General features: G+C 48.1%; 23 protein-coding genes and 1 pseudogene. 9 read left to right on the top strand and 15 right to left on the bottom strand.

Translation table 11 applies throughout. From position 1 onward, the window contains the following. Positions 1 to 215: 215 nt before the first annotated feature. Together C7R92_RS05800 and C7R92_RS05795 are read right to left on the bottom strand one after the other, a co-directional pair. Positions 216 to 446, bottom strand: a complete 231-nt coding sequence (locus C7R92_RS05800) for a hypothetical protein (protein ID WP_007724549.1) — start codon at positions 444 to 446, stop codon at positions 216 to 218. A gap of 60 nt (positions 447 to 506) precedes the next feature. Continuing rightward, positions 507 to 746, bottom strand: a pseudogene (locus tag C7R92_RS05795) (DUF6973 domain-containing protein); the annotation flags it as partial. Positions 747 to 778: 32 nt separating this feature from the next. On the opposite strand from C7R92_RS05795, the gene C7R92_RS05790 reads away from it, so the two are divergent. Then, complete coding sequence (locus C7R92_RS05790; RefSeq protein WP_244195657.1) at positions 779 to 1,318, top strand: hypothetical protein; 540 nt, start codon at positions 779 to 781, stop codon at positions 1,316 to 1,318. 504 nt (positions 1,319 to 1,822) lie between these two features. Here the strand turns inward: C7R92_RS05790 and C7R92_RS05785 are convergent. The 3 genes from C7R92_RS05785 to C7R92_RS05775 all read right to left on the bottom strand — a co-directional run bounded on the left by C7R92_RS05785 (position 1,823) and on the right by C7R92_RS05775 (position 4,254). Beyond that, entirely contained in the window at positions 1,823 to 3,550 is a 1,728-nt protein-coding gene (locus tag C7R92_RS05785) for a sigma-54-dependent Fis family transcriptional regulator (RefSeq protein WP_106833537.1), read from the bottom strand. Between the two features lie 105 nt (positions 3,551 to 3,655). Then, positions 3,656 to 4,045 (bottom strand): hypothetical protein, encoded by a 390-nt coding sequence (locus tag C7R92_RS05780; protein ID WP_106833527.1) that lies wholly within the window; start codon positions 4,043 to 4,045, stop codon positions 3,656 to 3,658. 8 nt (positions 4,046 to 4,053) lie between these two features. Continuing rightward, positions 4,054 to 4,254 carry a helix-turn-helix transcriptional regulator gene (locus C7R92_RS05775; RefSeq protein ID WP_106833526.1) on the bottom strand — a complete coding sequence of 67 codons (201 nt, stop codon included), beginning with the start codon at positions 4,252 to 4,254 and terminating at the stop codon, positions 4,054 to 4,056. Between the two features lie 293 nt (positions 4,255 to 4,547). Between C7R92_RS05775 and adh the strand changes: the two genes are divergently transcribed. Both adh and C7R92_RS05765 read left to right on the top strand, forming a co-directional pair. After that, on the top strand, positions 4,548 to 6,068 hold the full coding sequence (gene adh / locus C7R92_RS05770) for an aldehyde dehydrogenase (RefSeq protein WP_106833525.1): 1,521 nt from the start codon (positions 4,548 to 4,550) through the stop codon (positions 6,066 to 6,068). A 3-nt stretch (positions 6,069 to 6,071) separates the two neighbouring features. Continuing rightward, positions 6,072 to 6,422 (top strand): DUF779 domain-containing protein, encoded by a 351-nt coding sequence (locus C7R92_RS05765; protein WP_069849808.1) that lies wholly within the window; start codon positions 6,072 to 6,074, stop codon positions 6,420 to 6,422. Between the two features lie 56 nt (positions 6,423 to 6,478). Here C7R92_RS05765 and C7R92_RS05760 read toward each other — a convergent pair whose 3' ends face one another. Continuing rightward, on the bottom strand, positions 6,479 to 8,218 hold the full coding sequence (locus C7R92_RS05760; RefSeq protein ID WP_106833524.1) for a DEAD/DEAH box helicase: 1,740 nt from the start codon (positions 8,216 to 8,218) through the stop codon (positions 6,479 to 6,481). Between the two features lie 18 nt (positions 8,219 to 8,236). Continuing rightward, positions 8,237 to 8,851 carry a class I SAM-dependent methyltransferase gene (locus tag C7R92_RS05755; RefSeq protein ID WP_106833536.1) on the bottom strand — a complete coding sequence of 205 codons (615 nt, stop codon included), beginning with the start codon at positions 8,849 to 8,851 and terminating at the stop codon, positions 8,237 to 8,239. A gap of 181 nt (positions 8,852 to 9,032) precedes the next feature. Here C7R92_RS05755 and C7R92_RS05750 point away from each other — a divergent pair, with 181 nt between their 5' ends. Both C7R92_RS05750 and C7R92_RS05745 read left to right on the top strand, forming a co-directional pair. Then, positions 9,033 to 9,725 carry a response regulator transcription factor gene (locus C7R92_RS05750; protein WP_106833523.1) on the top strand — a complete coding sequence of 231 codons (693 nt, stop codon included), beginning with the start codon at positions 9,033 to 9,035 and terminating at the stop codon, positions 9,723 to 9,725. Then, a complete protein-coding gene (locus tag C7R92_RS05745; protein ID WP_106833522.1) occupies positions 9,703 to 11,856 on the top strand; it encodes a sensor histidine kinase in 2,154 nt (717 codons plus the stop codon). Before C7R92_RS05750 ends, C7R92_RS05745 begins: the two co-directional genes overlap by 23 nt. A 65-nt stretch (positions 11,857 to 11,921) precedes the next feature. Here the strand turns inward: C7R92_RS05745 and C7R92_RS05740 are convergent, their stop codons facing one another. The 8 genes from C7R92_RS05740 to C7R92_RS05705 form a co-directional block, all read right to left on the bottom strand. Further along, positions 11,922 to 12,185: an HPr family phosphocarrier protein gene (locus tag C7R92_RS05740; protein WP_017252559.1), complete on the bottom strand. Its 264-nt coding sequence runs from the start codon at positions 12,183 to 12,185 to the stop codon at positions 11,922 to 11,924. Between the two features lie 28 nt (positions 12,186 to 12,213). After that, positions 12,214 to 13,053 (bottom strand): Cof-type HAD-IIB family hydrolase, encoded by an 840-nt coding sequence (locus C7R92_RS05735; protein ID WP_017252560.1) that lies wholly within the window; start codon positions 13,051 to 13,053, stop codon positions 12,214 to 12,216. 13 nt (positions 13,054 to 13,066) lie between these two features. Continuing rightward, positions 13,067 to 14,389: a 6-phospho-beta-glucosidase gene (locus tag C7R92_RS05730; RefSeq protein ID WP_106833521.1), complete on the bottom strand. Its 1,323-nt coding sequence runs from the start codon at positions 14,387 to 14,389 to the stop codon at positions 13,067 to 13,069. Further along, a complete protein-coding gene (locus C7R92_RS05725) occupies positions 14,386 to 14,712 on the bottom strand; it encodes a PTS sugar transporter subunit IIA (protein ID WP_069849822.1) in 327 nt (108 codons plus the stop codon). The genes C7R92_RS05730 and C7R92_RS05725 overlap by 4 nt, the downstream gene beginning before the upstream one ends. 12 nt (positions 14,713 to 14,724) lie before the next feature. Beyond that, positions 14,725 to 15,471: a chitin disaccharide deacetylase gene (gene chbG, locus C7R92_RS05720; protein WP_106833520.1), complete on the bottom strand. Its 747-nt coding sequence runs from the start codon at positions 15,469 to 15,471 to the stop codon at positions 14,725 to 14,727. Positions 15,472 to 15,492: 21 nt separating this feature from the next. Continuing rightward, the gene (celB, locus tag C7R92_RS05715; RefSeq protein ID WP_167403186.1) at positions 15,493 to 16,836 is read right to left on the bottom strand and encodes a PTS cellobiose transporter subunit IIC; all 1,344 of its coding nucleotides are present in this window, start codon (positions 16,834 to 16,836) and stop codon (positions 15,493 to 15,495) included. Between the two features lie 13 nt (positions 16,837 to 16,849). Beyond that, a complete protein-coding gene (locus C7R92_RS05710) occupies positions 16,850 to 17,152 on the bottom strand; it encodes a PTS sugar transporter subunit IIB (RefSeq protein WP_017252565.1) in 303 nt (100 codons plus the stop codon). Between the two features lie 202 nt (positions 17,153 to 17,354). After that, positions 17,355 to 20,033 (bottom strand): sigma-54-dependent transcriptional regulator, encoded by a 2,679-nt coding sequence (locus C7R92_RS05705; protein WP_017252566.1) that lies wholly within the window; start codon positions 20,031 to 20,033, stop codon positions 17,355 to 17,357. 256 nt (positions 20,034 to 20,289) lie between these two features. Between C7R92_RS05705 and C7R92_RS05700 the strand changes: the two genes are divergently transcribed. The 4 genes from C7R92_RS05700 to lplT all read left to right on the top strand — a co-directional run bounded on the left by C7R92_RS05700 (position 20,290) and on the right by lplT (position 25,737). Beyond that, positions 20,290 to 21,669 (top strand): HAMP domain-containing sensor histidine kinase, encoded by a 1,380-nt coding sequence (locus C7R92_RS05700; RefSeq protein WP_106833518.1) that lies wholly within the window; start codon positions 20,290 to 20,292, stop codon positions 21,667 to 21,669. A 17-nt stretch (positions 21,670 to 21,686) separates the two neighbouring features. Further along, a complete protein-coding gene (locus tag C7R92_RS05695; protein WP_069849829.1) occupies positions 21,687 to 22,325 on the top strand; it encodes a response regulator in 639 nt (212 codons plus the stop codon). Positions 22,326 to 22,436: 111 nt separating this feature from the next. Then, complete coding sequence (locus C7R92_RS05690) at positions 22,437 to 24,545, top strand: AMP-binding protein (protein WP_106833517.1); 2,109 nt, start codon at positions 22,437 to 22,439, stop codon at positions 24,543 to 24,545. Position 24,546: 1 nt separating this feature from the next. Beyond that, the gene (gene lplT, locus C7R92_RS05685; protein WP_106833516.1) at positions 24,547 to 25,737 is read left to right on the top strand and encodes a lysophospholipid transporter LplT; all 1,191 of its coding nucleotides are present in this window, start codon (positions 24,547 to 24,549) and stop codon (positions 25,735 to 25,737) included. Positions 25,738 to 25,775 lie beyond the last annotated feature (38 nt).

The following is a 25,775-nucleotide window of genomic DNA, read 5'->3' as shown; positions in this document are numbered from 1 at the left end:
TACTTTTATTTCCAAATGATGATTTTATCGAATTCTCCTGCCATGCCACAAACTGCATTCGAAAAATGACAATTGCTGTAAGCTTGCGACCCAAAATTACTCGTATCTCGGCTGTACCCCTAGATGTGCTACGGCTTTCCTTTGATGGAAAAGAAACAGCAACCATTCATAAATCCGGTTGCTGTTGTATCTCTCATTTTGGTTACTCAACATAACTATGTACAACATTGTGCTACTTTCAATTCATCACTTCTTCTTATCCATAAAGATCCGTCTTCTTTGATCATATAATCTATTTTATTACTCTTTAAAGCTTCTATCTGTTCTGAGGATGCTCCATCAGAAAATCTATAGTAATCATTTCCGGTCCCCACATATAAAAATCCAAATACTAGCACCACAACTATTGCTGTTGCAGCCAAAGACACGATTAATTTATTCTTCATAAATATCACCTTCTTTCAAAAAGGAGAATCAGGAATGATTATTCCTGATTCTCTTTTTTCTTACGTAATAGGGGGAAGATCTTGATCTGCATAATCTTCTTCTTTACCTGTAAATCTCTCTAGTGTCCAGGTACTCTCTTTTTTGTTTGGTTTATTTATTTTTTTAAGCTTTCCGCTTTTGTATAACTCATCAATCGCAATTTTAACGTCTGAACGACTGCTATCACTGTCTATCCCCTCTTGTGCTGCTTTGTATCGTCCTTCTTCATTATTGTGCATATCCATTTTATATGTTAAAGATTTTTTGTTTTGATAGGAAGCGCCATCTTCGTGTGCACTCGTCCACTTTTGCTAAAGTATATTTGGATTCGTATGAACAATTAGATTGTTTAAATGTACAGAAAGAATCTCAATATCTTCGAGCTATATTATACGCAAAGACTACGGATGATATTGAAAAAGCAGTACCATTATTATTAGATTGCTTGCACATGCGCCCGCAAAACGAAAAGTTACCAGTGGTAAATGATCTGCTGGATATTTATATAAGATTAGGTGATGAGTTGGGGGTCGTAGATATTTTTCGGTCAGAATCTTCATTTTTGCCGACTAACGTTGGTACACCGAACCAATGTACTCATCTAGGTTTATATTTTCGCGCAAAAGGGAATTTTTACATTGAAAAAGGCGATTTAGATATGGGGTGTGCCAGTTTATTAGAAAGTGCTATGTATTATAAGAAAATGATGAAATTGGAAGAAGCGATTAAAAGCATTGGGTATATATTTGAGTACTATACAGCTAACAAGGAAAATTTACCTTTCGGCATACTCCAAAAAATGGAAATATTGTATACTGTACATAATACCTAAACCCGCAAGGGGGTGATACTCGTGAAAAAGTTGATGATGTCTTTATGTATTTTATCCGCGTTATTTGTCGTACCAGTTGGGGTAGATACGTTAAGTAAAGAACCTCCGATTGCAAAACACTATCCTGACCCATGGTAAGCCAATTTGCTCCCGACTCCGGTCGGGTTTTTTTGTGTTCAAAGGGGTAGCGCCAACAGTTTGACCGATTTATACGCTTAGCATTAGCGGACATGTATTTTCATCGTTCCTGATGACCTTAGCGGACGTAACTGGCCGTTTTCTGGCATGCTGATGACCGATAATGATGTTTAGCGGTCATTCGCTTAGAGTAAGAGAAATCGGCTTTTTATACGGCTTAACGTCTTTAGCGTATATTTCCGTTAAAATGTTGGCGGTCGCCCTCAAAAAACATGCTTTTTAAGATTGCTCCAAATAGATGCAATCACCATTTTTTGTAAGTGTATGACCCAGAATTACTCGTATCTCGGATGTACCCCATTATGACTATTCCTGATTAATCGCTGCCCCAATCTGGTATTCTTCTATTTTGCGATACAAGGTATTGCGTCCGATTTGCAGCATTTTGGCCGCCCTGCTGACATTACCGCCACTTTTCTCGAGGGCCTTTTTGATCGCTTTTCTCTCTGTTTCACGCAACGAAGGAATGGCATGATCCGAAGACTCAGGCGTATCGGCTTCCATCAATCCCTCTAGCTGGATGTGATCGCAATCAATGATGTCCCCCTCTGCCAAGAACACCGCTTGAATCAGCACGCCTTGCAGTTCCCGGATATTGCCCGGCCACGCATAAGCACACAGCTTATCCTGCGCCTCGGTCGTCAGTATGTACGGTTGTTCTGTGTCGATTTGCTGCAATAGATGTTCCGCCACCTGGATGATATCACTGCGCTTTTTCAACGACGGCAAATGAATGGAAACCCCTTTGAGCCGGTAGTACAGGTCAGCCCGAAAACGTCCCGCCTTGATCTCCTCTGACAGGTTTCGATGCGTAGCGGCAATGATCCGCGCATAAATGGGGCGGGATTGATTGCTCCCCACCGGGGTGACGACCTTTTCCTGCAAAACGCGCAGAAGTGCCGCTTGCGCACGCAAAGACATATCCCCGATCTCATCCAAAAAGATCGTGCCTTTTTTCGCCGCTTCAAACTTTCCGATTCTTCCTTCCCGATGTGCCCCTGTGAATGACCCGCTTTCATATCCAAATAATTCACTCTCGATCAAATTTTCTGGAATCGAACTGCAGTTCACTGCGATAAAAGGCTCATGCGCGCGCGGACCTGTCTCATGGACCATTTGAGCGAACAGCTCTTTTCCCGTACCGCTTTCCCCCAAAATGATCACAGGAAAATCAACCTGTGCTGCCTTTTGTCCGAGCATCTTTGCCTGCAAGAAGAGCGGGCATGACCCAGCTAGACGCGGAAATGGTTTCAGCTGTGCTTTGGGTGCCGCAGACCAAAAGCGCAGGCGATGATCTCTCACATTGCGACTGGCACGCTCTTGCTCCGCACTTACTCTCGTTCCCAAGGCCTCCGCTCCGAGCTGCTGTTGCGCAGCCTCATTTAAGCCCACGATACGCTCGTCCCGATCCAAGCCGACGAGTGCCAGCTTTTCTCGACCGTCTCCTCGCCTTGATGAGACTGGTAAGGCAATCACGCGCTCGGCATCTGATAACAAAAAGCGGTTTTGCAGAGCCTCTGCGATCATGCAAGCAATGGTTAGGGCAAACGGATGGGAATATTCTTTACGCGTACTAATGTCAATGATGCCCAACATCTCACCCGCAGGTGAAAAAATAGGTGCCGCTGAGCATGTAAGAAAGCGATTTTCCAAAAAGTAGTGCTGCTCTCCCTGTACCTGAATCGGCTGTTGTGCGATTAGGGCTGTCCCAATCGCATTGGTTCCTTTGTAGTCTTCTGTCCAATTCGCTCCGATTTGCAGCTGTACTTTTTGTGCCTGGTTGGCGAAGACCGGGTCCCCGATCGTTTGAATAATATTTCCTTCCCGGTCAGACAAGAGTGCGATGTGCTCTGTCGATAACAAAAAGGGAGCAAGCTTGTTCAAAAGCGGGAGACTTTCACGAATCAGAGGGTGATTATCTTGAATGATTTCTTTGATTCGTCGGGCAGAAATGATTTGATCATTGGCCTTCTCCGTAACCTTGAGGTTCGATTCCTGACAGCGCTTCCAAGATTGCTGAACAATCGTCGACAACACGATTCCCTCCCCCAAAAATCATTCCTTCTCAGTATAACATGAGAGTCCTTGCTATTGAAAAACCAGTCGAACCACGAGCACATTTGTCCGACTGGCTGCTATTTACCTGAACTTCCTCGAATAGAAAAATTCCGTAATCGGCGCCACAATGAACGTCAAACCGACGACGACTGCCAACGGAATATTTTGAATGTCATTGAGTGCTGTAACCCCTTCGGACAGAAACAGGACCGCAGCAGACAGCACCATAAGCGCATAGTATCCGATTCTCGCACTTTGCGTCTTGATATGCTTGTCCAACTCGTCACTTTCACTGTATTTCCCGCCCTCGTAATCTCCCCAGGTGATCGAGTTCAACAAGTACGATAGCGCAATACAGCCGAAAATGATCGTGCTGACATCCAGCATCTCATAACGAGCCCACCGATAGCCACCGTGCCCAGCGATCGCCAACAATAGGATGGATGAAACAATCACGTTGAACTTTTTCATAGCTTCTCTCACTCCTCCCTATATGGTTGAAACAGTTCGTCAATCGTAACCCCTAGGTTTTGCGCCAAATCAAAAGCCAATTGAAGGCTCGGGTCGTATTTGTTGTTCTCTATCGCATTGATCGTCTGTCTGCTTACCTTGCACAGTTCAGCCAGCCTGCCTTGCGAGATGTTCCCCTTTTCTCGAAATTCCTTTATTCGATTTTTCATGGAGTTGTTCACCTTCCAATTACGGGGTGTAAAAAACTTTTTACACCCAAACTATAGAACATGACAACGTGATGTGTCAAATATGTTTTACACCCCTAGCCGTCATCGGTCATTTTCCGACAGATATCCACTCTTTTGTCCCAATACGGAACACGACATGATCCATTATGGAACAATTTCTACCCTCTTCCACGCAAGAAAACGCTGTCATTTCGAGCTTTTTCACGTTGGTACGAGACTTGCTTTTAGAGAGGGCTGTAAAGAAATATGTGATAAATGAGGAGGCGCTCGCAATGATCTATGCTCAGCCCGGCCAAGCCGGTTCCAAGGTGACGTTCAAAAATCGTTATGAAAACTACATCGGGGGTAATTGGGTTCCGCCAGTGAAAGGTGAGTATTTCGAAAACGTGTCACCTGTAAATGGCAAGGTCTTTTGCGAGGTAGCCCGTTCGACAGCCGATGATATTGAGCTGGCACTGGACGCTGCCCATGAGGCAAAAGACGCGTGGGGTCGTATCTCTGTTGCACAGCGCGCGAATATTTTGTTAAGAATCGCAGATCGTATGGAAGCCAATCTGGAGATGCTGGCAAACGCAGAGACGTGGGAAAACGGCAAGCCCGTTCGTGAAACACTCGCGGCCGACATCCCGCTGGCGATTGACCATTTCCGTTACTTCGCGGGAGCGATCCGCGCGCAAGAAAGTACACTCGCTGAAATCGATAACGATACGGTCGCTTATCATTTCCATGAGCCACTCGGTGTCGTAGGTCAAATTATTCCGTGGAACTTCCCGCTCCTCATGGCTACATGGAAGCTGGCTCCAGCCTTGGCTGCGGGCAACTGCGTCGTCCTCAAGCCAGCGGAGCAAACACCTGCATCCATCATGGTGCTGATGGAGCTGATCGGCGACCTGCTCCCTCCTGGCGTCGTCAACGTAGTCAACGGCTTCGGTCTGGAAGCGGGTAAACCACTTGCATCCAGCAATCGCATCGCGAAAATCGCCTTTACGGGTGAAACGACGACAGGGCGCTTGATCATGCAGTACGCTTCCCAAAATATCATTCCAGTGACGCTGGAGCTGGGCGGAAAATCGCCAAACATCTTCTTCTCGGATGTGGCTGCAAAAGACGATGCCTTCTTTAATAAAGCGATTGAAGGCTTCGTACTGTTTGCGCTCAACCAAGGTGAGGTTTGCACGTGCCCATCCCGTGCGCTCATTCATGAAAGCATTTACGACCAATTCATGGAGCGTGCCCTGCAACGCGTAGCCAATATCAAGCAAGGAAATCCGCTCGATACGGATACGATGATCGGCGCACAAGCTTCCTTGGAGCAGGTAGAAAAAATCCTCTCCTACCTGGATATCGGCAAACAAGAAGGAGCCGAATGCCTGATTGGCGGCGCTCGTGCACAGCTTGCAGGTGATCTCGAGGGCGGCTACTACATCCAGCCAACAGTCTTTAAAGGTCACAACAAGATGCGCATCTTCCAAGAGGAAATCTTCGGTCCGATCGTCTCTGTAACGACCTTCAAGGATACAGAAGAAGCACTCGCTATGGCCAATGATACGCTGTATGGCTTGGGTGCTGGTGTATGGACACGCGACACGAACACAGCCTACCGCATGGGCCGCGAAATTCAGGCTGGCCGCGTTTGGACCAACTGCTACCACGCTTACCCGGCTCACGCAGCGTTTGGTGGCTACAAAATGTCCGGTATCGGCCGCGAGACACACAAAATGATGCTGTCCCACTACCAACAAACGAAAAACCTGCTGGTCAGCTACAGCGATCAAGCTCTGGGCTTCTTTTGATCCATGAGCCAGCCACAAAAAGTGCTCGCGACAGATGCTGCACTAGCATTAATTGAACGGCTTCGCGCCAAACACGGTGACCTGATGTTTCACCAGTCAGGGGGCTGCTGCGATGGCAGTTCCCCCATGTGTTACCCGCTCGGAGAATTTCTCGTGGGTGAGCAGGACGTCCTGTTGGGCGAAATCGGTGGCTGCCCGTTCTACATGGGCAAAGCGCAGTATGAGTATTGGAAGCATACGCAGCTCATCATTGACGTCGTGAATGGGCGTGGCGGAATGTTTTCGTTGGAAGGACCTGAGGGGGTACGCTTCCTCACACGTTCACGAGTATTTTCAGACACGGAACCGGAATAAAAAGAAGACCGCTCCTGCCTTTTTACGGCGGGAACGGTCTTTTTTTGCTTGGATGGCTATCTCGATTTTTTGCGAGAGGTACGTTTTGCAGGAGCAGTGCTTGCTCGATTGCCTTGCTTTGCATTCGGGCGTGCTGAGCCGCGTTGAGCAGCTACTGGCTTCTTGCCAGAGCTGCTCGACTTGCGATCAAAACCACTTGCTGCACGATTCCCTTCCTTCGGCTTACGTCCAGTACCGCCTGTTGCTCGGCTACCGTCCTTCTGCCTACGATCAAAACCAGCTTCTACACGGTCGCGCTCCTTCGGTTTACGCTCGAAACCGCCTGTTGCTCGGTTTCCTTCCTTCGGCTTACGATCAAAACCGCCTGCTGCTCGGTCACGTTCCTTCGGCTTACGCTCGAATCCGCCTGCTGCTCGGTCACGTTCCTTCGGCTTACGTTCGAATCCGCCTGCTGCGCCGTCCCGATCCTTCGGCTTGCGATCAAAACCGCCGCTCTTTTGTTGACGCCCTTCCTCATCTCTTCGGCGTTCCCCAGAGCCTTGCTGTCTTCGCCCAGCTGACTTACCTTTGCCTCTACCTTGCTTGTCTCCGCGACGCTCGTCCTTCCCGAACCGCTCCCTCTCAGACCCTTGCTGTCGCGTCTGCTTCTTCTGATCACCCGATTCCCCGCGATCCATTTCACGCCGCTCCAGAGACAGATTGATCCCTTCTTCAATCTCCCTGAGTTGCCCCCAATCCTTCCCCGCCACCAACGTGAAAGCCGTTCCTTTTTCCTTGGCTCGCCCCGTTCTGCCGATCCGGTGTATATAACTGTCTACATCTTCTGGAATGTCGTAATTGAAAACATGTGTGACTCCCTCTACATCAAGCCCGCGCGCTGCTACATCAGTTGCGACCAAGTACTGAATCCTAGACTCGCGGAATCGCTTCATGACATCCTCGCGCTTCGCCTGTGACAAATCGCCGTGCAACTCGTCAGACATATAGCCTAAACCTTGCAGAGCAGCATTCAACGTACTAGCTCTACGCTTCGTTCGGCAAAAGATCACCGCGAGAAACGGCCGTACTTCATCCAAGAGACTACGCAACGTCGCTTGCTTCGCTCGGTCTGTCGTCTCCACCGCGATTTGGCGAATATCCTCTAATGTGATACGTTTGCCTTGAACTTTGATATTTTCCGGCTTTTGCATAAAACGCTTCGCAAGTGTTTGCACCTGCTCAGACATGGTGGCCGAAAACAGCAAGGTCTGTTTTTCAAAAGGCGTATTTGCCATAATATCTTCTACCTCAGGCAAAAAACCCATATGAAGCATTTGGTCCGCCTCATCCAGGACAAACATCGAAACTTGCGATAAATCAATCGTCCCTCTTCGCAGATGATCCAGCAACCGTCCTGGTGTCGCGATGACCACATGTATTTTTCCTTTCAGCTTTCTCAGTTGCTGATTGACATCTTGTCCACCATAAACCGCGAGTACTTGGATGTCTTCCAGCTTTTCCGTCAGCTTCTTTACCTCTGCCGTAATTTGCAAGGCAAGCTCCCGCGTAGGGGTAAGAATCAACGCCTGAACATGTGTCGCTTGTGGATCCGCTTTTTCCAAGATCGGCAGGACAAATGCGAGTGTCTTCCCGGTTCCCGTCTGCGCTTGCGCGATTACATCTTTTCCTTCCAGCACAACAGGAATTGCTTTTTCCTGAATCGGTGTAGGCTCGTTAATCCCGTTTGCTTGCAGAGCATCTATCAGTTCCTTATGTATTCCCAATCTCCAAAAATCAGCCAGTTTCGCCATCTCCATTCATAAATCTATCCGTTATTACTTCGTACAAACTGCCATGCCGATAAAGTATCGTACGCCATCGCGGGGGGGTTTTTCAAACGTAACGCCTCTCTGATAGTACATATCCACGTCAGAATAGCGTACAAACAGCTCCGCGAACTCTTCGGGCGTCAACTGATGAACATGGAAGGGCTCGCTCGTCTGCATGCCCCGCCCTCTGCCAAAGGGACTGGACAGCACGAGCGTACCACCTGGTTTCAGCATCCGATACAAGTTTTCCATAAACAGCAAATCGTCTGCGACATGCTCTATTGTCTCAAAGCTCAAAATCGTATCAAACAACCCCAATTGCTCGGGAAGCGTCGGATCAAGCGCGTCACCCTGCTGATACGTAATCTTTTGATGGTTGTATTCCCGATTGGCGTACCATATCGTCGCCTCATCGTTGTCGACTCCGATCAGTTCAGTCAGCTCTCGTTTTCGATCCTTTGCGATCATATGACATCCGTAGCCAGTACCGCAAGCGATATCCAGCACTCGACCTTTTACATAAGGCGCGGCAAAATAATATCTGGCTATATGCTCCAGCAGCATGCCATTCGTAGGTTTTAACAGCTTGGGGATGATTCTCTCCCCGGTCCATTCCAGCAAAAGCAATCACCAATTTTCTTGTATTCTTCCTCACATCTTACCTTATTTATCGGTTTGATCCTATTATCTAGCATTTCCTGAACGCTGTTTATTAAGAAATTTGTAAGACATTTCATTACTGTTTTGTTAGAGCTGGGCGTTAAGATAGTACCATGAATGCATTCATAAGGTGGGACGAATCATGACCAAGTATCAAGTCCTCGTAGTCGACGACGAGGCTGAAATCCGCGACGCAATCGAAATCTATCTCAAAAATGAATCCATGAACGTATTCAAGGCTAGCAATGGACTGGAAGCGTTGGAAGTACTGGAGAATAAAGAGATCCATCTCATCCTGATGGACATCATGATGCCAAAAATGGACGGAATGACCGCCACCTTTCAAATTCGCCAGAAAAAAAACATCCCGATCATCATGCTGTCTGCCAAGTCAGAGGATACCGATAAAATCCTCGGACTCAATATCGGTGCCGATGACTATGTGACGAAGCCTTTTAATCCCTTGGAGCTCATCGCCAGGGTCAAATCTCAGTTAAGACGTTTTACCAATCTGGGAAGCGCTCAAATGACAGAAGATGAGATTCAGGTACGCGGCTTGACCTTGAACAAAAGCACAAAAAATGTAGCGATTGACGGTAACGAGGTCAGGCTGACGGCTACCGAGTACAAAATTTTGGAGCTGTTAATGGAAAATAAGGGTCGGGTGTTTTCGATCGAGGAAATTTATGAACGGGTCTGGAGAGAGCCTTATATGAACGCGGAAAACACGGTGGCCGTCCACGTGAGACGCATTCGGGAAAAAATAGAGATCAACCCGAAGGAACCTAAATACTTGAAGGTGGTATGGGGAATTGGATACAAAATCGAAAAATAAACGCTTTGCGGTGCCCGTGCTCATTGTTATGATCGTGAGTATTTCGCTCGCTCTCGTGACGATGGCCGATCTGTACCATAAACGCGAGAACCTCCAAGAGGATAATTACTTTCAAAGCACAGGCTTCAATCGTGAATTAGAGACATTTGCCGAGCTGGTGAAAAAGGTTCATGTAGATTATGCAGACTACACTCCAGGAAAGCTGGACGAGAAGACAGCGAATCAGCTAAAAAAAGAGCATGAGGAAACCCTCCGATCGATTAAGGAAGATAACCAGCTCTTAGATATGATAAAACGGGCAAAAAGTGAGGGTGACAACGAGAGAGTCGCCCAATTAACCGAGGAACATTCACAAAGCTTGCAAGAAGACATCGCGAAAGCAACGTTGCATTATCAGGAGCAGGTGAACAACAGAATCGCCGAAAGAGATGCCGAGTACGAGGAACAAAAAAACAGCCTCACCTTGCGAAGCGGCTCCTTCAAATACTATGTCACCGATAAAAAGAACAACAGAGCTTACACCAATCTCGCGCAAGAACCTACAGAATGGGAACTGGCTCGATATGCGCGCTATACAATCAACCTCCCTAATACCAACGGGGATCTGGAAAGCATCAATCGCACTTATCAACTGAATCAACTAAGTGGTATTTTTTATGTCCCAAAAGAACCAGACGGATATAGTCAGGTCCACACAGATGCACTCTACTATGATTCCATTCGGGATCGGCTGATTAGCGAGTTTGTCCTGCTCGGGGGCACTCTGCTCATCCTTGCACTCTGCTACTGGTATTTGCCAGTCAGCAAAGCGCTAGAAGTACCGATTGTAGCGAAAAGCATGGCAATGTTCCGCTTTATCCCGTTGGATATTCGAATGGCGCTGGCGTTCGTACTTGGCTTTACGTATTTCATCATGATCGCGAACACGCGCTTTTTCTTCTTACCAATTGATGCTGAGCATTTCTTCACTCTTGCGTTCGTTTCGTTGTTTACTGCTTACCTGCTTCTACAATTCATGGAGGCATGGCTTATGTACAACCAACCTGAGAGATTTACGCAGCAGTGGCAAAAGAGTATTTTAGCCAGACAGCGTGTTCTTCTTAAAGAAAGCTACGCCAACCGCGGCATGTTCTTTAAAATATCCACCTTGTTCATCCTGACTGTCATGTTTGGGATGAGTATCGGTTTTGGATTCGTCGGCCTAGTCGAAGGCTCTGGCGCCCTACTGTTTTTTAGCTTCTTGTATGGCATGTTCTACATGGTCGTCGTTTTCCCATACACGCTACGTCGTTTGGGACTGATGAACCGCATCATGCACGGTGCCTCCGAAATGGCGGGGGGAAATCTGAACGCTACGATTCAAAAGGTGAAAAAAGGAAAGTTATCTGATCTCGCGCACTCTCTCAACAACATCACAAAGGGACTCAAGCACGCGATGGAAGAGCAGATGAAAAGCGAGCGCATGAAATCCGAACTGATCACGAATGTCTCCCATGACTTGAAAACACCGCTGACGTCGATTATCAACTACGTGAACCTGCTCAAACAAGAAAATCTGACGCCAGAGGAACGAAAAAACTACGTGGATGTATTGGATCGCAAAGCAGATCGACTGCGCGTTCTCATCGATGATCTGTTTGACGCAGCTAAAATGTCCAGCGGCGCGGTTGAGCTAAATATCGAGCAAGTGAATGTCGCATCCCTGCTCAACCAATCCATTGCAGAATTCAGTGACAAAATCGAGCAATCGACGCTCACCTTCCGCGTAACGACGGAGCAACCAAAGATTGTCGCCCCTCTGGATGGCAAGAAAACGTGGCGCGTATTTGAAAATCTAATCGGCAACGCCCTGAAGTATTCCATGCCGAATACGCGCGTCCTGATCCATTTGGCAGAGACACAGGATGAGGTCATCCTGACGTTCAAAAATGTCTCCGCCTATGAAATCGACTTTGATGCACAGGAACTGTTTGAACGGTTCAAGCGAGCTGATCAATCCCGACATACCGAAGGCTCTGGCCTCGGCTTGGCTATCGCAAAGAGCATCGTAGAATTGCAAGGCGGCAGGCTGTCGATCGAGATTGATGGCGATTACTTCAAAGTCATGGTCGTATTCCGTAAACACGCGTAAGGATCAAATAGGAAAGCCAGTGCCCGTTCGTCAGGCACTGGCTTTCTTACTTGATTTTCTCCCTGTTAGATGGCAAAGTTCCTTTCAAATAGGGACTCAAGCCTTTCAGCCACTTCTTGCTCGTCGGCCCCCTCCACCTCAAACATAATTTCATCTCCGGTCTTTGCCCCCAGAGCCATTACGCTGAGGATGCTTTTTCCATTCGCCTGCTTGTCATTGTAGATCATCTTGACCGACGAGCTGTATTGATTGAGCAGGTTCACCAAGACAGAAGCAGGGCGAGCATGGAGACCTCCACTCACGGCTACTTCCAGATTCATTCGGATCAATTTCACGCCTCCCTTCCTGTCCAAACTCTTACAGAAAAAACTTCTCGATGACTTCTGCTACCCCATGCCGATCGTTCGTTTCCGTGACATGCCGAGCCAGCTGTTTCAGATCATCAGGAGCATTGCCCATCGCCACACCCATTCCGGCGAATTGGAGCATCTCTGCATCATTGTAATTGTCACCTACAGCCACGATCTCGTCAGGCTGAATCGCAAGTCTCTCACTCACTACCGCTAGACCACTTGCCTTGGAGATGCCCACAGGCAATATTTCCAAATTATTCGCGCCCGATGCCGTCACGCGAATCCCCGAAAGCTCGGCTTTCTCCAGCTCTTGTCTTGCTGCCAACAGACGCTTTTCGTCACCCGTGACGAATATTTTCGGAGCACACACTTCATGTTTTCGAACGTATCCGGCTATCAACCGCGAGGCCTGAATTTTGAGCGGGTATTGATTTTTCCAGAGCTGGCGCAGTGTCCAGGCATTTAACAACGGAAACAAGTCCGTCCACTTCCACGTGCGATTCGTGACAGCATAAGACTCATGCAGCAGCATGACATCCAAGCCATGCGATACGAGTATATCTGTCATCCTCGCCGCTATCTCATACGGAATACGCTGTACATACAACACCTGATCCGTCTTGGGATCTGCGACGTATGCGCCATCATGGGAAACTAGTGGTGCGCTGATCTGGAACTGCTGCGCCAACGATTTGGCCGATGGGTATGCCCTGCCAGTTGCCAATGTGACGTGGACGCCTTGCTTCACTAACTGGGTAATAGCCCGCTCTGTTACTTTGGATAAGGTATGGTTCGACATCAAAATCGTTCCGTCCACATCCAAGGCGAGGAGTTTGTATTTCACACGAGTCCCATCCTTATGTGACGGGCTTGAAAAACTGGGGCAGGTACTCCTTGTGCGCCTCCAGCATCTCATCGAGTATTTTTTTGGCGACCACATCAGACGGCACCAGCGGGTTAATATTCATCGCCAATAGCGCCTTATGATAATCACCCGTTACAGCTGCCTCCGCTGCCACTCGCTCAAACGACTTGATTTGCTGTACGAGTCCACGCACGGGAACAGGCAAATCACCAACAGCCAAAGGAATCGGTCCTTCTCTTGTAATCACGCAGTTTACCTCGACCGCCGAATCATCCGGAATGCTGGCAATCGCTCCATTGTTGCGAACATTTACCGTCTGGATATCGCGCTTGTCGTTGTAAATGGAGTAAATGAGATTGCAGGCAGCTTCACTGTAATAGGCTCCGCCACGCTGCTCCAGCTGCGGAGGCTTAATATCTAAGTCTGGGTCTTCGTAGAGTGCGAATAGCTCCGCCTCCACCTGCTTGACCACTTCAGCCCGCGTACCCTTCTGCTCCGCTTCTTCCAGCTCATGCTCAAGCATCGTACGGGTCTGATAGTAGTAACGATGATACGGGCACGGGAGAATCCCCAATGCTTTGATGAAATCTTTATCCCAACCAAGGTCCAAAATGTTTTGCATCGTAATACCCGATTGGTCGCCCGTTATCTTATCGATTACCTGGGAAATGACGTTTTCCCCATCCAGGTACACACCCAGTCCGAAGATCATATGATTCAATCCGGCAAAATCAATATGAACCCGCGATTGCTCGACGCCTAAAACTGTGGCAACACCCATTTTCATCCCGATGGGAACATTGCACAGTCCAATGACCTTTTTGCGGTTGGTATACCGCAGCACTGCCTCTGTGACCATACCAGCCGGATTCGTGAAGTTAATCAGCCAAGCATCTGGACACAGCTCTTCCATGTCACGACAAATGTCCATAATGACCGGTATGGTACGCAAGCCTTTGAACAAGCCGCCAGGTCCATTCGTTTCCTGACCGATCACCCCGTATTTCAAAGGAATACGCTCATCCTTGATCCGCGCATCCAAGAGTCCTATGCGCATTTGTGTCGTGACAAAATCAGCGCCTGCAAGTGCTTTTCTGCGATCCAAGGTCAAATGGATCTCGATCGGTACCCCTGCCTTCTCCACCATCCGTTTTGCAAGAGCGCCCACAGTTTGAAGTTTTTTCTCGCCCTCTGGAATGTCAACCAGCCACAATTCCCGCACGGGCAATTCATCGTAGCGCTTGATGAAGCCTTCCACCAACTCAGGTGTATAGCTAGACCCTCCACCGATCGTTACAATTTTGATTCCGCTCATACTCCTGCCTCCTTGCCTGCATGGATTTGGCTGTACATCTCAACAAACTCCGTAGCCAAATCCTTGACTGTAATCGCGTTCATCAAATGATCCTGGGCGTGAATCAAGAGCATGCTGATCTCCGTTTTTTCGCCCGCAATTTCCTTCTGGATAAGTGCCGTTTGATTTTGGTGTGCACGACCGAGCTCTTCTCCTGCACGCTTCAACGCGTCCTCTGCGCCTGATAAGTCTCTATTTTTAGCCAGGGCGATCGCTTCCATTGCCAGACTCCGCGCGTTTCCTCCGTGAAGTATTAGTTGAAAAATAACGTCTGTATGGTCCAAATCTATCTCCACCTATCCAAGTTCGCTAAAAGTCACGAGCTGTATTTTTTGATCACGAATGTATTGCTTTAACTCTGCTGCTGTTAAGATTTTCAATTCTGTGGTTCGTTGCTTTGCGTATGAACTACCTGTCAGTACCGCTTCGTCCAAATAAGCAGGGTGCGTCATGATCTCCACTACAGGATAATCTGCCATATCCTCTACGATCCTGACGAAGGATTGTACGGTTAGGTCATCTCCATAAAAATGATGAGAAAAGCCTTCTGTCGTCAAAACACTCGACTGGTCTCGCTGCTCCTCCGTCCCGGACATCCACGGATAGCGAACTGGTACTCTATATTCCTCTGCCAGCTTCAAAATAATCGGCAAAACGGCTGGATGTGCATGCACATGATGATGGCTGTCAATGTGTGTCAACGTAAGCCCCGACGCCACGAAAGCCCCTAGTTGAGCGCGAAGCTCCTGCTCAATCTCCTCCGGTACAGCGGCAACCAAATGATCTTGCCCGCGTCGAAAACGCCCCTCTCCATCCGTTAGCGATGGTACATCCTGACTGACTGGCGATCCGCATGTGAGTACCAGATGAATGCCCACTCCGAGCGTTGGATGTTCTTTGGCCAGCCCTACAGCGTGCTCGAACCCCTCCATATTGACCATCAAGGTCGCAGAAGTAACGACTCCTTCTCGATGCGCTTCGACGATGCCCAGATTGACGCCTTTGGAATAACCAAAATCGTCAGCATTCACAATCAGTTTCATAGATAGCCTCTCCTCTAGCGATTACATAGTCACAGCTGTATCGGAAGCAGCACCCGCTTTTTCTTCGCTAACTTTTTGTTTATCCCACAGTCGGAAGAACGGGTAGTAGATCGCGAGCGAAATGATGAAGTTCACGGCTTGGAGAACCATCCCTGACACTTTTCCGCCCGTAGCCAAATACCCGCTGACAAGCAATGGTGTCGTCCACGGAACAGATACCCCGCTAGGCTTTGCTACCCATCCGAGCGACATCGCAAAATAACTGATAATGACCAATATGACAGGGGTCAGTACAAAAGGAATGATCAAGAGCGGGTTCATGACGATCGGCATACCGAATATGACGGGTTCATTGATGTTAAACAAACCAGGTCCGATCGAGAGCCGGCCGATGTTTTTCATCTGTTTACTTCGTGCCATGAATACCATCAAGAAAACGAGGGCCAAAGTTGCACCTGATCCGCCTGCATATACCCACATGTCAAAAAATTGCGTGGTAACGACGTTTGGCAATTCACCGTTCGGATTTGCCTGAAACGCCGCTCTGTTCTGGTCCATCAAGGTAAGCCAGATTGGACTCATAATTCCGCCGACAACCGCAGCACCGTGCAAACCGACGGCCCAGAGCACGTGAATAAGCAACACGCATATGATGGCCCCAATCAAGCTGCTACCGACCACACTCAATGGTCCGACAAGCAAATCTTTTACAATATTATGAATACTCTCGAAGGAGGTGTTTTCCAGAAGAATCCGAATCAGCCAGACCACGACAAGCACAGCACCCGCAGGGATCAATGCCACAAAAGATCGAGAAACGGCAGGGGGAACTCCGGGTGGCATGGAAATGACGATTTTCATTTGGATGATTTTGCGATAAATCTCCGTTGATAAGATCGCCAATATCATGGCTACAAAAAGTCCCTGACTCCCCATTAGCGTAAGAGGAATGACGCCGCCAACCTCTTGGGCTGCACTCGCTCCCTCAGGGGTGAACATGATTTTATACGGAGTGGCGAGCAAGAAGGATGCGACAGAGATTGCTCCAGCCGACAGCGGATCGACCTTGTACTTCTCCGCCAGTCGATAGGCGACGCCAAAGCTAACAATCAAACCCATGACGTCAAAAGTAGCACCTACCGGATACAACAGCTTCGTTCGCCATTTCTCGCCGAAAATACCACCCATGAATTCGTCATAACCGGGTATCGGTATGAAGCCAATGATGAGGAAAATGGAACCAATGATCAACAAAGGCAAAGTAAGGATAATTCCGTCACGAATGGCCTGCAGATGCTTTTGCTCCGCCATTTTTCCTGCAATCGGCATCATGCGGTTTTCCATAAAAGAAACAAATCCGCCCATACGCATCCCCCTCCTACTGTTTTAGACGAAGTGCAAACTCAAGCACGTTTTTCCCGTTCAACGTTCCGTAATCAACCGTACTGATTACGTCTACAGGAATTCCTCTGGATGCCCCTTCTTTTTTCATCTCTGTCAGCTTGTAACGAACTTGTGGCCCCAGCAAGAGCACTGCTGCTTGGTCGATATGATGCTTCACTTCATCTGCGGAAACTGCCCATATTTTTGCGTCCAACCCTTTTTCTTTGGCAGCTTCCTCCATTTTTTGAACCAGCAAGCTAGTCGACATACCTGCTGCGCAACACAATAAAATATTCATTGTACCCCCTCCTCTCGACGATATGCCTTTTTGTAAGAGCAAGTTACATGCCAAAACACCAAAAAATGTATGCGCTTTCCAAAAAAACCGCATGGCTAGTCATATTTCGCGGCCTCTTCGCTTGTCATCCCTATTAGTGTTTTTATGTAAGCGCTGTAGTGTTTTGTTTTGAAGGTGGAAAAATCAAAAAACAAAACACTGGTTACGCCAGTGTTTTGTTGTGTATAAAGAAATTCATGATAAAACAAACGTCATCTTCGCTGATCGCGACCTCATACTTGTCTTCCAGCGGCAATAATTCATGTCGGATTAAGCTGTACAGCTTGCGGTTCTCCAGCAAAAAACTATCTTTTTGAATATACGCTACGGATTGCGTTCCTGCTTTCAAGCGATCAACCAGGCAGCAGATGTGCAGGTAGGCGCCAATTCGCGTGTCAAAAACCAAAGAATTGTTCAGTCGCTCTTCCATACGGCCGACACACATCCTCACGTCAGCGAGAACATCTTGTCCCTCTACCATTTGCAAGTGCTCCCCCAGCGACTCTTGCATCTTCAGATAGGCCTCTTCCAGATCGATCACTTTCTGGATGTCAGCCATCGCCTCTCCGTTCAAAACATCGTCCATGCTATGGTGACGCAATTCGCGATCGAGAATGTAATTGCTCACCACGAAGAGAATTTTCCTCTCCTCCTTGATTTTTCGAAGCTGATTGCGGGCTTGTGCCTTATCGATCAGTTGCAGCGGCACAAATTCCAGCAGGTTATCATCGTACCTGAGCCTCGATTCCAGCAGCTTTTTCAAAAACAAGGCACTACCTTCCCCAGACAGGCAGGCTGCGACGATCGTCAGCGCGGGAACATGCTTTTGTACCTGCTCTTTCGGCTGCTCCTCCCGCTGGTAGAGCGAAATGCCCAAGACATCTCGGTAAACATCCTCCAGCGAATGGCCGAGCATGGCCTTTCGAGTGGCCTCAATCACATGTGGCGTGCTGACCATCGGAATGACCTTGACTGGGATGCCGATCTCCCGCTCGATGATCTCGCCAAAGCCGAGCAGCGACCCCATATCTACGAGCAACAGCAGTCCAGCCTTGCTCCCGATCTCTCTGGCTACTTTCAGTGCTTTTTCCAAAACACTCATGGAATCTTCTTCGAGCGGCAGATCGATGGCTCTCGCATATTGTGTGACTAGCAATCGGTTCGTCACATCGACCATCGCTGTCGCACCGCCGCTACCGTGCGTAATAACGAGTACCCCGATTGTTTCCCGTTCTTCCTCCATGCTGACATCGTCGAGCACGAAAAACATGGTCAAATATCCAGCCTCACCAATCGGCAGATCCATGAGTATCGCTTCTTCTATCATGCGCACGCACTCTAGCGCCACAGCAAACTCTTTCTTGTATTTGATTCGCACATGGTTGATTTGCGGATTTACGATCTGCTTGCCTTGTGCGAGGCGCTCCTTCGACGTCTGAATATGCAGCGCGAGACCAAAGATCACCTTCTGGCTCAAAATCTTCTCCAGCTTGGCCTCTGCGAAGCGAACGATCTCTTCCACGAGGTGAATGATGAACGGGTCGATAATCCGGGCCATGTCGCCCTTGTTCACGCGTTGGTGGACACCTTTGATAAAGGTCGTAAAATAATTCTCGATGTCAAACTCCAATTCTTCCTCACTCACACCGAGGTTTTGCAGTTCATATATTTTTTGCTCGATTTTTTCATAGACACTGTCCGTCGTATCCTCTGTTTCTCGCCCGATCCAGATGCCCTCTTTTGATGGCTGCACGACATAGCAATTGTGCTCCGTCCCAATGATTTCATCTAGCTCCTGCTTGTAATCCTTCACCAAAAGCAGCCCTTGCTTGACATGATGCGGCAGGTCCTGAACCGATACGTGCAGCTGATTCTTTTTTAACGAAATGAATTCGGCATAGGCGCTGGCGCAGGTGAGCTGAATATCCGTTTTTAACTGCCCAATGTTATTCGGGCAGTGATAGCACAAGAATGCCTGCACAGCATTGGCCGATATCTGAATCTCTCTCCCCAACCGAAAAGCTTCTTCTTGAAAAATTTCCATCGTAATACTAAAACGCTCTTCCAAGCCACGCTCAACCAAAGAGGGCAGCTTGATGACCATGGGAATGCGCCTCATAAACGTTTTTAAGAGACTCGACTCCGGATTTTCTGTCGTGGCCATCACAATCTGGACGTGAGCCGTCCGCTCCATCTCTGTTTCCCCTACGCGGCGGAATATGCCCTTATCCATAAAGGTAAAAAAGATTTCCTGTCCTTCCGCTGGCAGCCGATGTACTTCATCGAGAAATAGAATGCCACCGTCTGCCTTTTCCACTAGTCCTTTGCGGTCCATCTCCGCTCCAGTGTACGCCCCTTTTTTGACGCCGAACAATTGACTGATCAAGAGCTGCGGGTTGTTGGCATAATCGGCACAGTTAAAAATCACGAAAGGAGCATGCTTATCCAGGCGTCCAATATCAACGGCAAACTCGTGAATCATCCCAGCAAACCACGATTTGCCCACACCGGTTTCTCCCAAAATCAAGCAATGCATCCCTCGCGGCGGATACAAGACGGCCGCCTTTGCCTGCTCAATACGCGTGATCAGGCTCTTGTTGGTTTTCGCCAGTCTGTCCAGCGATGTCTCCGCTAAATAGAGCGAATCGTTTTCTTGCTTGGCAAAAAACAGCGTCGGACGCCCTTCTTCCTTCTCGATTCGGCCTTCCTTCCACAAACGGTTCAAATCACTGCTCACATTCGCTCGACTCAAGCCAAGCCGATCAGCCAACTCTGAAGCGCTTACTTTTTTATCAGGACCAGCGTCTACTAACGTCTGGAATATTAAATCTAATCGTTTCACTCTATCACCCGCCGTTGAATAGATAGAAAGTCACGAAACTCACAACCAATCCTTTTCATTTCCACGAATATTTGGAAAAACCTGCTTTCCTATGAATATGATGGGCATATATACATGCGATTTCGAAGACTACGGATAGCTATGTATATTCTGAATATAAACACCTGCATGCTTGTCCATCCTTTATTTTTTCCGTGTCCTTTGACTTATGTACGATATAATAGATAAATAATGTTTGACAGGAGATAGCAAATCCATGATGGTTTTCATCTTGTTTACCATATGGGCATTAGGTCTGTTCGTTCTGTTCACAGACCCGAAACGAACGTCGATCCGCTGGGCTTGTGCGACTGCCTTTGTTGGGGCTGGGGGCTTTATCTCAGGCGTGATTGACGAGACGATCATGCCCTATTTTGCAAATTACCTGGCCGCAAAGCCCGGGACCACGAACACCCTGATATTGGTGAGCCGCATCTCTTCTTTTGTTTGCCAAGTGGGTTTGCCGTACACGTTTCTCATGTTTGCCGTACATTCAGCTGAATTTTTGTCTCGCAAAGTAAAGCTGACGATACAATACGCTGCTCTTCTCATGCCGCTTGGGATGCTTTGGATTACACCCATTTATCCCGAGCTGCTTTTTAACTACTGGATTATGGTGGCATGGGTAATTCCGTTTTTTCTGTTCTCCTGTACGCTGCTTATCGTGCAGTACATGCGAGAAAAAGATCCACTCGTAAAAAAGAACAGCTTTTTCACGAACGTACTCATCATCATTCCGTTGTTTTTCGTCTTTATTTTCATCTATGTCATGCGTATCCAGAACGATTACGAAGCTTGGCGCTACAACATGGTCGTGGTCACAATCCAGTTTATCCTGATCGTTGCCATTAGTTTGAAATACGGCTTCCTTGGCGTCCGTCTCCGCGTAGAAAAACGACGTCTGGACAGTACCTTGCGCGCCTTGACTTCCGGTGCACAAATCATTAACCATACGATCAAAAATGAAGTAGGCAAAATCTCGCTATATGCCGACCGTATCGAGACATATGCAGATGAAACCAACCAGCCGTCGCTAAAAGAAGACGCACTTGTCCTGATGCAATCCTCGCAGCATATGCTGGACATGATGAATCGGATTCAAAACCAGCTGCGGGACGTCGAGCTGCGCGAAGAACCATGTGACCCCGGCCAAATTATCGGGCAAGTCACACAAACTCTGACGCCCTACACCCTGAAACAACAGGTAGAAGTCGTTAGTGAATTAGACGAAACCCTTCGCTTATATGGCGATGGCGTACAACTGCGCGAAGTCATCACCAACTTGTGCATGAATGCGCTGGAAGCCATGAAGTCGGGCGGCAAGCTCCATCTTCAGCTATTTTTGTCCTACAAGCATCTCATCATCACTGTCGCGGACACAGGCACAGGCATTACCAAAGAGAACCTACCTCATGTACTCGATCCTTTTTTCTCGACAAAAAGGACGGGACAAAACTTTGGTCTTGGGCTCTCCTACTGCTACAATGTCATGCAAAAGCATCAGGGCCAACTGGAAATCTACAGTGAGCAAGGCAAAGGAACCACCGTTTTCCTGTTCTTCCCGAAAAAGCGCGTCATCACAAACGACTCTGAATAGCGAAAGGACGCTCACACATGAATCCAATCAGGGTATTTTTAGTAGAGGACGACCCGGTCTGGCGCAAAGGTCTCATTGACTTCCTGAACAAAGAACCGGATCTCACCGTAGTAGGGGAAGCCGGGTTCAAAGCAGAAGCAATCGAGCGCTTTTTGCCTGCCCAAGCGGATGTCGTCCTGATGGATATTAACTTGACCGAGAACAATCTGGACGGGATCGAGACAGCAATCGAATTCATGGCACTCCAAGCTGACAGTAAAATCATCATGCTCACCTCTCTGACAGACGAGGCAGTAATCGTGGAATCCTTCTCAGCGGGTGCCGTCAACTACATCAGCAAATCTAGCTTCAAGGAAATACCCGATGCCATCCGTGCTGCACACAACAGCCAATCTGCCATTCACCCTACGGCAGCTGCGGCACTGCGCAACGAATTTTTGCGTTTGAAAAACGATGAAAATCAAAAGCTGTTATCTCCCGCAGAAAGGGACATCCTACAACTAATTCACCAAGGTCAGACGCAAACGCAGATTGAACAATCTCTCCACATCACGAAGCGTACGATCAAAAATCACATCAACCGAATCCTGAAAAAAATGGGCGTCAAAACAAGCAAGGAAGCGGCCGCAAAAGCCAGCCAAAAAAAGCTATTCTAGGTCTTATTACCAGGTACCAATAAATGTTGGTACTTTTTTTACATGCTCCACTCCTTACAATAAAAGCTATAAGCGAAAAGTAATTACATCATTTGTAAAGGTGTGGTCCACATGGCCCTTATTTATTCTTTCTTAAAAACGATATTGATGTTATGGTTTCGCCCTCGTGTACTTGGACTTTCAAAAATCGACTTGTCGAAGCCATCTCTTATCACTCCTAATCACGTCTCCTTGCTAGATGCGGTACTCCTATCCTTTTGCTTGCCAAAAGAAGCGACCTTTGTCGTCAATACAGAGATCGCCAAGCGGTTTGCGTTTTTCCTCCGCTTCCGCAAGCATATCGCGATCGATCCTCTCAACCCGTACTCCATCCGTCACATGCTCCGCGTCCTCCGCAACGGACAGACGCTGGTGATTTTTCCAGAAGGTCGGATTACGACGACGGGCGGCATCATGAAAATCTACAGCGGTGTCGGCTATCTCGCTCTACGTACTGGCGTACCAGTTTACCCGATCATCATTAATGGCCTGGAGCGTTCGATCTTCTCCTATTTGAAAGGAAAGCTGAAGCTCTCCTGGTTCCCGGATGTGACCATGACAGTAGGCACTCCGTTCACTATCGAGCGCGATCAAAACCTGTCGATGCGCGAACAAAAAGCCTCGGCCAATGATCGTATCCTGCGTATTCTCCAAGAAGGCTTGTTTGAGAGCCGGATGAAGCAAAACGTGAATCTGTTTGATGAAGTTCTCGAAGCAGCTCGCCTGAATGGTGCAAAAATGGAAATCGCCAAGGACTTGACGTCATCGATCGACTACAAGACCTTGTTAATCGGCAGCTACTTACTCGGCAACAAATTACAGCCGATGCTCTTGGGGAAGCCCGTTGTCGGTATATTTCTTCCCAATTCGGTAGGCCATCTCGTAACGCTGCTATCATTGTTCCGCATCGGGACCACTCCAGCCATCCTGAACTTTTCGCTCGGCATTCGTTCCCTTTTGGATTGCTGTGAGACCGCCCATATTGATACGATCCTGACGTCGCGCGTATTCATTGAAAAAGGGAAGTTAGAGCACATCATCGCAGGTCTTTCACCGAGCATGAAAATTATTTATCTCGAGGATTTGAAAGCATCAGCGACTGCTTTTGACAAAGTGTCCGCGCTCTTCTCTTATTTGTGGAAGAAAAAAGCTTCGGCTACTACGAACGAGCTGATCCTTTTTACTTCTGGCAGTGAGAGCAAGCCAAAAGGTGTCGTACTCACGCATACCAACCTGTACGCAAATATCCAACAGGTTACCTGTACAATCGATATTACGAGTCGCGACAAGTTTTTCAATGCGCTACCAATGTTCCACAGCTTTGGACTAACTGTAGGAACGCTTGTGCCAGTCATCAAAGGAATTCCAGTCTTTCTATATCCAAGTCCGCTACATTACAAGGCGATTTCGGAATTGGTTTATGATCAAAACGCGACGATTCTCTTCGGAACCTCGACCTTTATGGCTGGTTACGGACGTATGGCTCATCCTTACAATTTCTACTCCTTGCGCTACGTATTTGCAGGAGCAGAAAAACTAAAGGACGATGTGCGCAAGCTGTGGATGGAAAAGTTCGGTGTACGGATTTTTGAAGGCTATGGGGCAACGGAAACAGCTCCGATCCTGTCGCTCAACACCCCGCTGGCTAACAAACCAGGAACCGTCGGTCGTTTGATGCCAGGAATGACCGCCAAGCTGGGAGCAGTCGAAGGAATCGATGCTGGTGGAGAGCTTTTGGTGAAGGGTCCGAACGTCATGAAGGGTTATATGATTCACGGGAAAGGCTTTGTTCCCGCTGAGGAATGGTACCACACAGGTGATTTGGTTACAGCTGACAAGGACGGCTTTCTCAGCATCCAATCCCGCCTGAAGCGCTTCGCTAAAATCGGCGGCGAGATGGTTTCGCTCAATCTGGTTGAAGAACTGGCTATGCAATGCTTCGGACACTCTGGTTTTGCTGCAATCAACGTGAATGATCCGCGAAAAGGTGAGCGTGTCCTGCTATTTACCACAGATGAATCGGTTCAGCTGAGCCAATTGCGTGCGTATTTGACGGAAAAACAATACTCGCCACTGCTCATACCAGGTACGATGCAAGTCATCAAGGCTCTACCACTTCTCGGAAGCGGCAAAACGGATTACGTCAGCTTGAAACAACTAGCGGAGACTGGAGGAAAATGATGTGAATATACGATTAAAACCACTACAAGCTCTGTACTTCACTCAATTTCTATCGGCCTTTGCCGACAACATGATTTTGTTTGTCATTGCGAATCTGCTGCGGGAGAACGGCTTTTCTCCCGCGATGCTTGCACTCGTATCGATTTCATTCTTTCTTCCTTACGTTTTTCTCGCGCCACTAGTTGGGCCTTTTGCCGACAAGCATGCCAAGTCAATCGTGCTGGTGATTGGCAACCTGATTAAAGCGCTTGGTGTCGTCCTGCTGTTTTTCATTGACCAGTCGAGCATCATCATGCTGATGTTGTGTTACTTCACAGTTGGAGTCGGAGCGGTCGTGTATTCTCCGGCCAAGTACGGAATTTTGCCGGAGCTGACTCGAAATGAAGATGAACTGTTTCATGCGAATGCACGCATCGAAGCCTATACGATCTTTGCGATTCTCACAGGGATCGGTGGTGGTGGAGCCATCGCAAACATGACAGCGCCGTTTATCTCCTCAGGAATTTGTCTGCTGATCTATCTGCTGTCGCTCGGTATGACTTTCTTCATTCCGCGTATGAGAGGGAATTCATCGATTCGCTATGGGGCAGAAGCACGGCGCTTTTTCATCGACTTCCAACACCTGATGAATCGCCCAGAAACGAGCTTTGCCCTGATTGGAACCGGAGCATTCTGGATGTCCTCTGCTGTCCTGCGCGTGGCCGTACTCGCTTGGATTCCCCTCGCGCTGGGGATTAATCCGGAGAGCTTCTCTGTTTCGCTGATTCTCGCAACGACATCCATCGGGATTATCGCCGGAGCTTTTCTCGCTCCCAAGCTCATTCCTTTGTCTCATTTCACTCGATCGCTGACATACGGATTCGGAATGTTTCTCATCATCGTGCTATTTCCTTGGGTGAGCGTCACTTTTATTGCCATCTGTTTACTGCTACTCGTCGGGTTCATGGGCGGCGTGTTCATTATCCCGATGAATACCGTCTTGCAGGATGAAGGCAAGCGGATGGTCGGCTCTGGAAAAACGATTGCGATTCAGAACTTCATCGAGAATCTGCTAATGGCAGTAGGCTCCGGCATTTACTACTTGATCACCTATATCGGTATCTCCATCTCTGGTGCGATTGTTGGTCAAGGACTGCTGCTGCTCGGGTTCCTGTTGTACTTGGTCAAGTATCGCAGAAGAATCGTTCGTTGACAGATTGGCGTCATAGAAAAAGAAAAAGCCGTGACTAC

This window comes from Brevibacillus porteri (assembly GCF_003013475.1).
Classification (GTDB): Bacteria; Bacillota; Bacilli; order Brevibacillales; family Brevibacillaceae; genus Brevibacillus; species Brevibacillus porteri.
The sequence above is the reverse complement of the archived record's forward strand: the minus strand, read 5'-3'. Positions and strand labels throughout refer to the sequence as shown.

Excerpts from the sequence above, each read along its gene's own strand:
- C7R92_RS05700 (WP_106833518.1), top strand. The coding sequence starts at position 20,290 with ATGATGGTTTTCATCTTGTTTACCATATGGGCATTAGGTCTGTTCGTT.
- celB (WP_167403186.1), bottom strand. The coding sequence starts at position 16,836 with ATGGGCGGATTTGTTTCTTTTATGGAAAACCGCATGATGCCGATTGCA.
- C7R92_RS05750 (WP_106833523.1), top strand. The coding sequence starts at position 9,033 with ATGACCAAGTATCAAGTCCTCGTAGTCGACGACGAGGCTGAAATCCGC.
- C7R92_RS05695 (WP_069849829.1), top strand. The coding sequence starts at position 21,687 with ATGAATCCAATCAGGGTATTTTTAGTAGAGGACGACCCGGTCTGGCGC.
- C7R92_RS05710 (WP_017252565.1), bottom strand. The coding sequence starts at position 17,152 with ATGAATATTTTATTGTGTTGCGCAGCAGGTATGTCGACTAGCTTGCTG.
- C7R92_RS05765 (WP_069849808.1), top strand. The coding sequence starts at position 6,072 with ATGAGCCAGCCACAAAAAGTGCTCGCGACAGATGCTGCACTAGCATTA.
- C7R92_RS05690 (WP_106833517.1), top strand. The coding sequence starts at position 22,437 with ATGGCCCTTATTTATTCTTTCTTAAAAACGATATTGATGTTATGGTTT.
- adh (WP_106833525.1), top strand. The coding sequence starts at position 4,548 with ATGATCTATGCTCAGCCCGGCCAAGCCGGTTCCAAGGTGACGTTCAAA.
- C7R92_RS05780 (WP_106833527.1), bottom strand. The coding sequence starts at position 4,045 with ATGAAAAAGTTCAACGTGATTGTTTCATCCATCCTATTGTTGGCGATC.
- chbG (WP_106833520.1), bottom strand. The coding sequence starts at position 15,471 with ATGAAACTGATTGTGAATGCTGACGATTTTGGTTATTCCAAAGGCGTC.
- C7R92_RS05730 (WP_106833521.1), bottom strand. The coding sequence starts at position 14,389 with ATGAGCGGAATCAAAATTGTAACGATCGGTGGAGGGTCTAGCTATACA.
- C7R92_RS05760 (WP_106833524.1), bottom strand. The coding sequence starts at position 8,218 with ATGGAGATGGCGAAACTGGCTGATTTTTGGAGATTGGGAATACATAAG.
- C7R92_RS05800 (WP_007724549.1), bottom strand. The coding sequence starts at position 446 with ATGAAGAATAAATTAATCGTGTCTTTGGCTGCAACAGCAATAGTTGTG.
- C7R92_RS05775 (WP_106833526.1), bottom strand. The coding sequence starts at position 4,254 with ATGAAAAATCGAATAAAGGAATTTCGAGAAAAGGGGAACATCTCGCAA.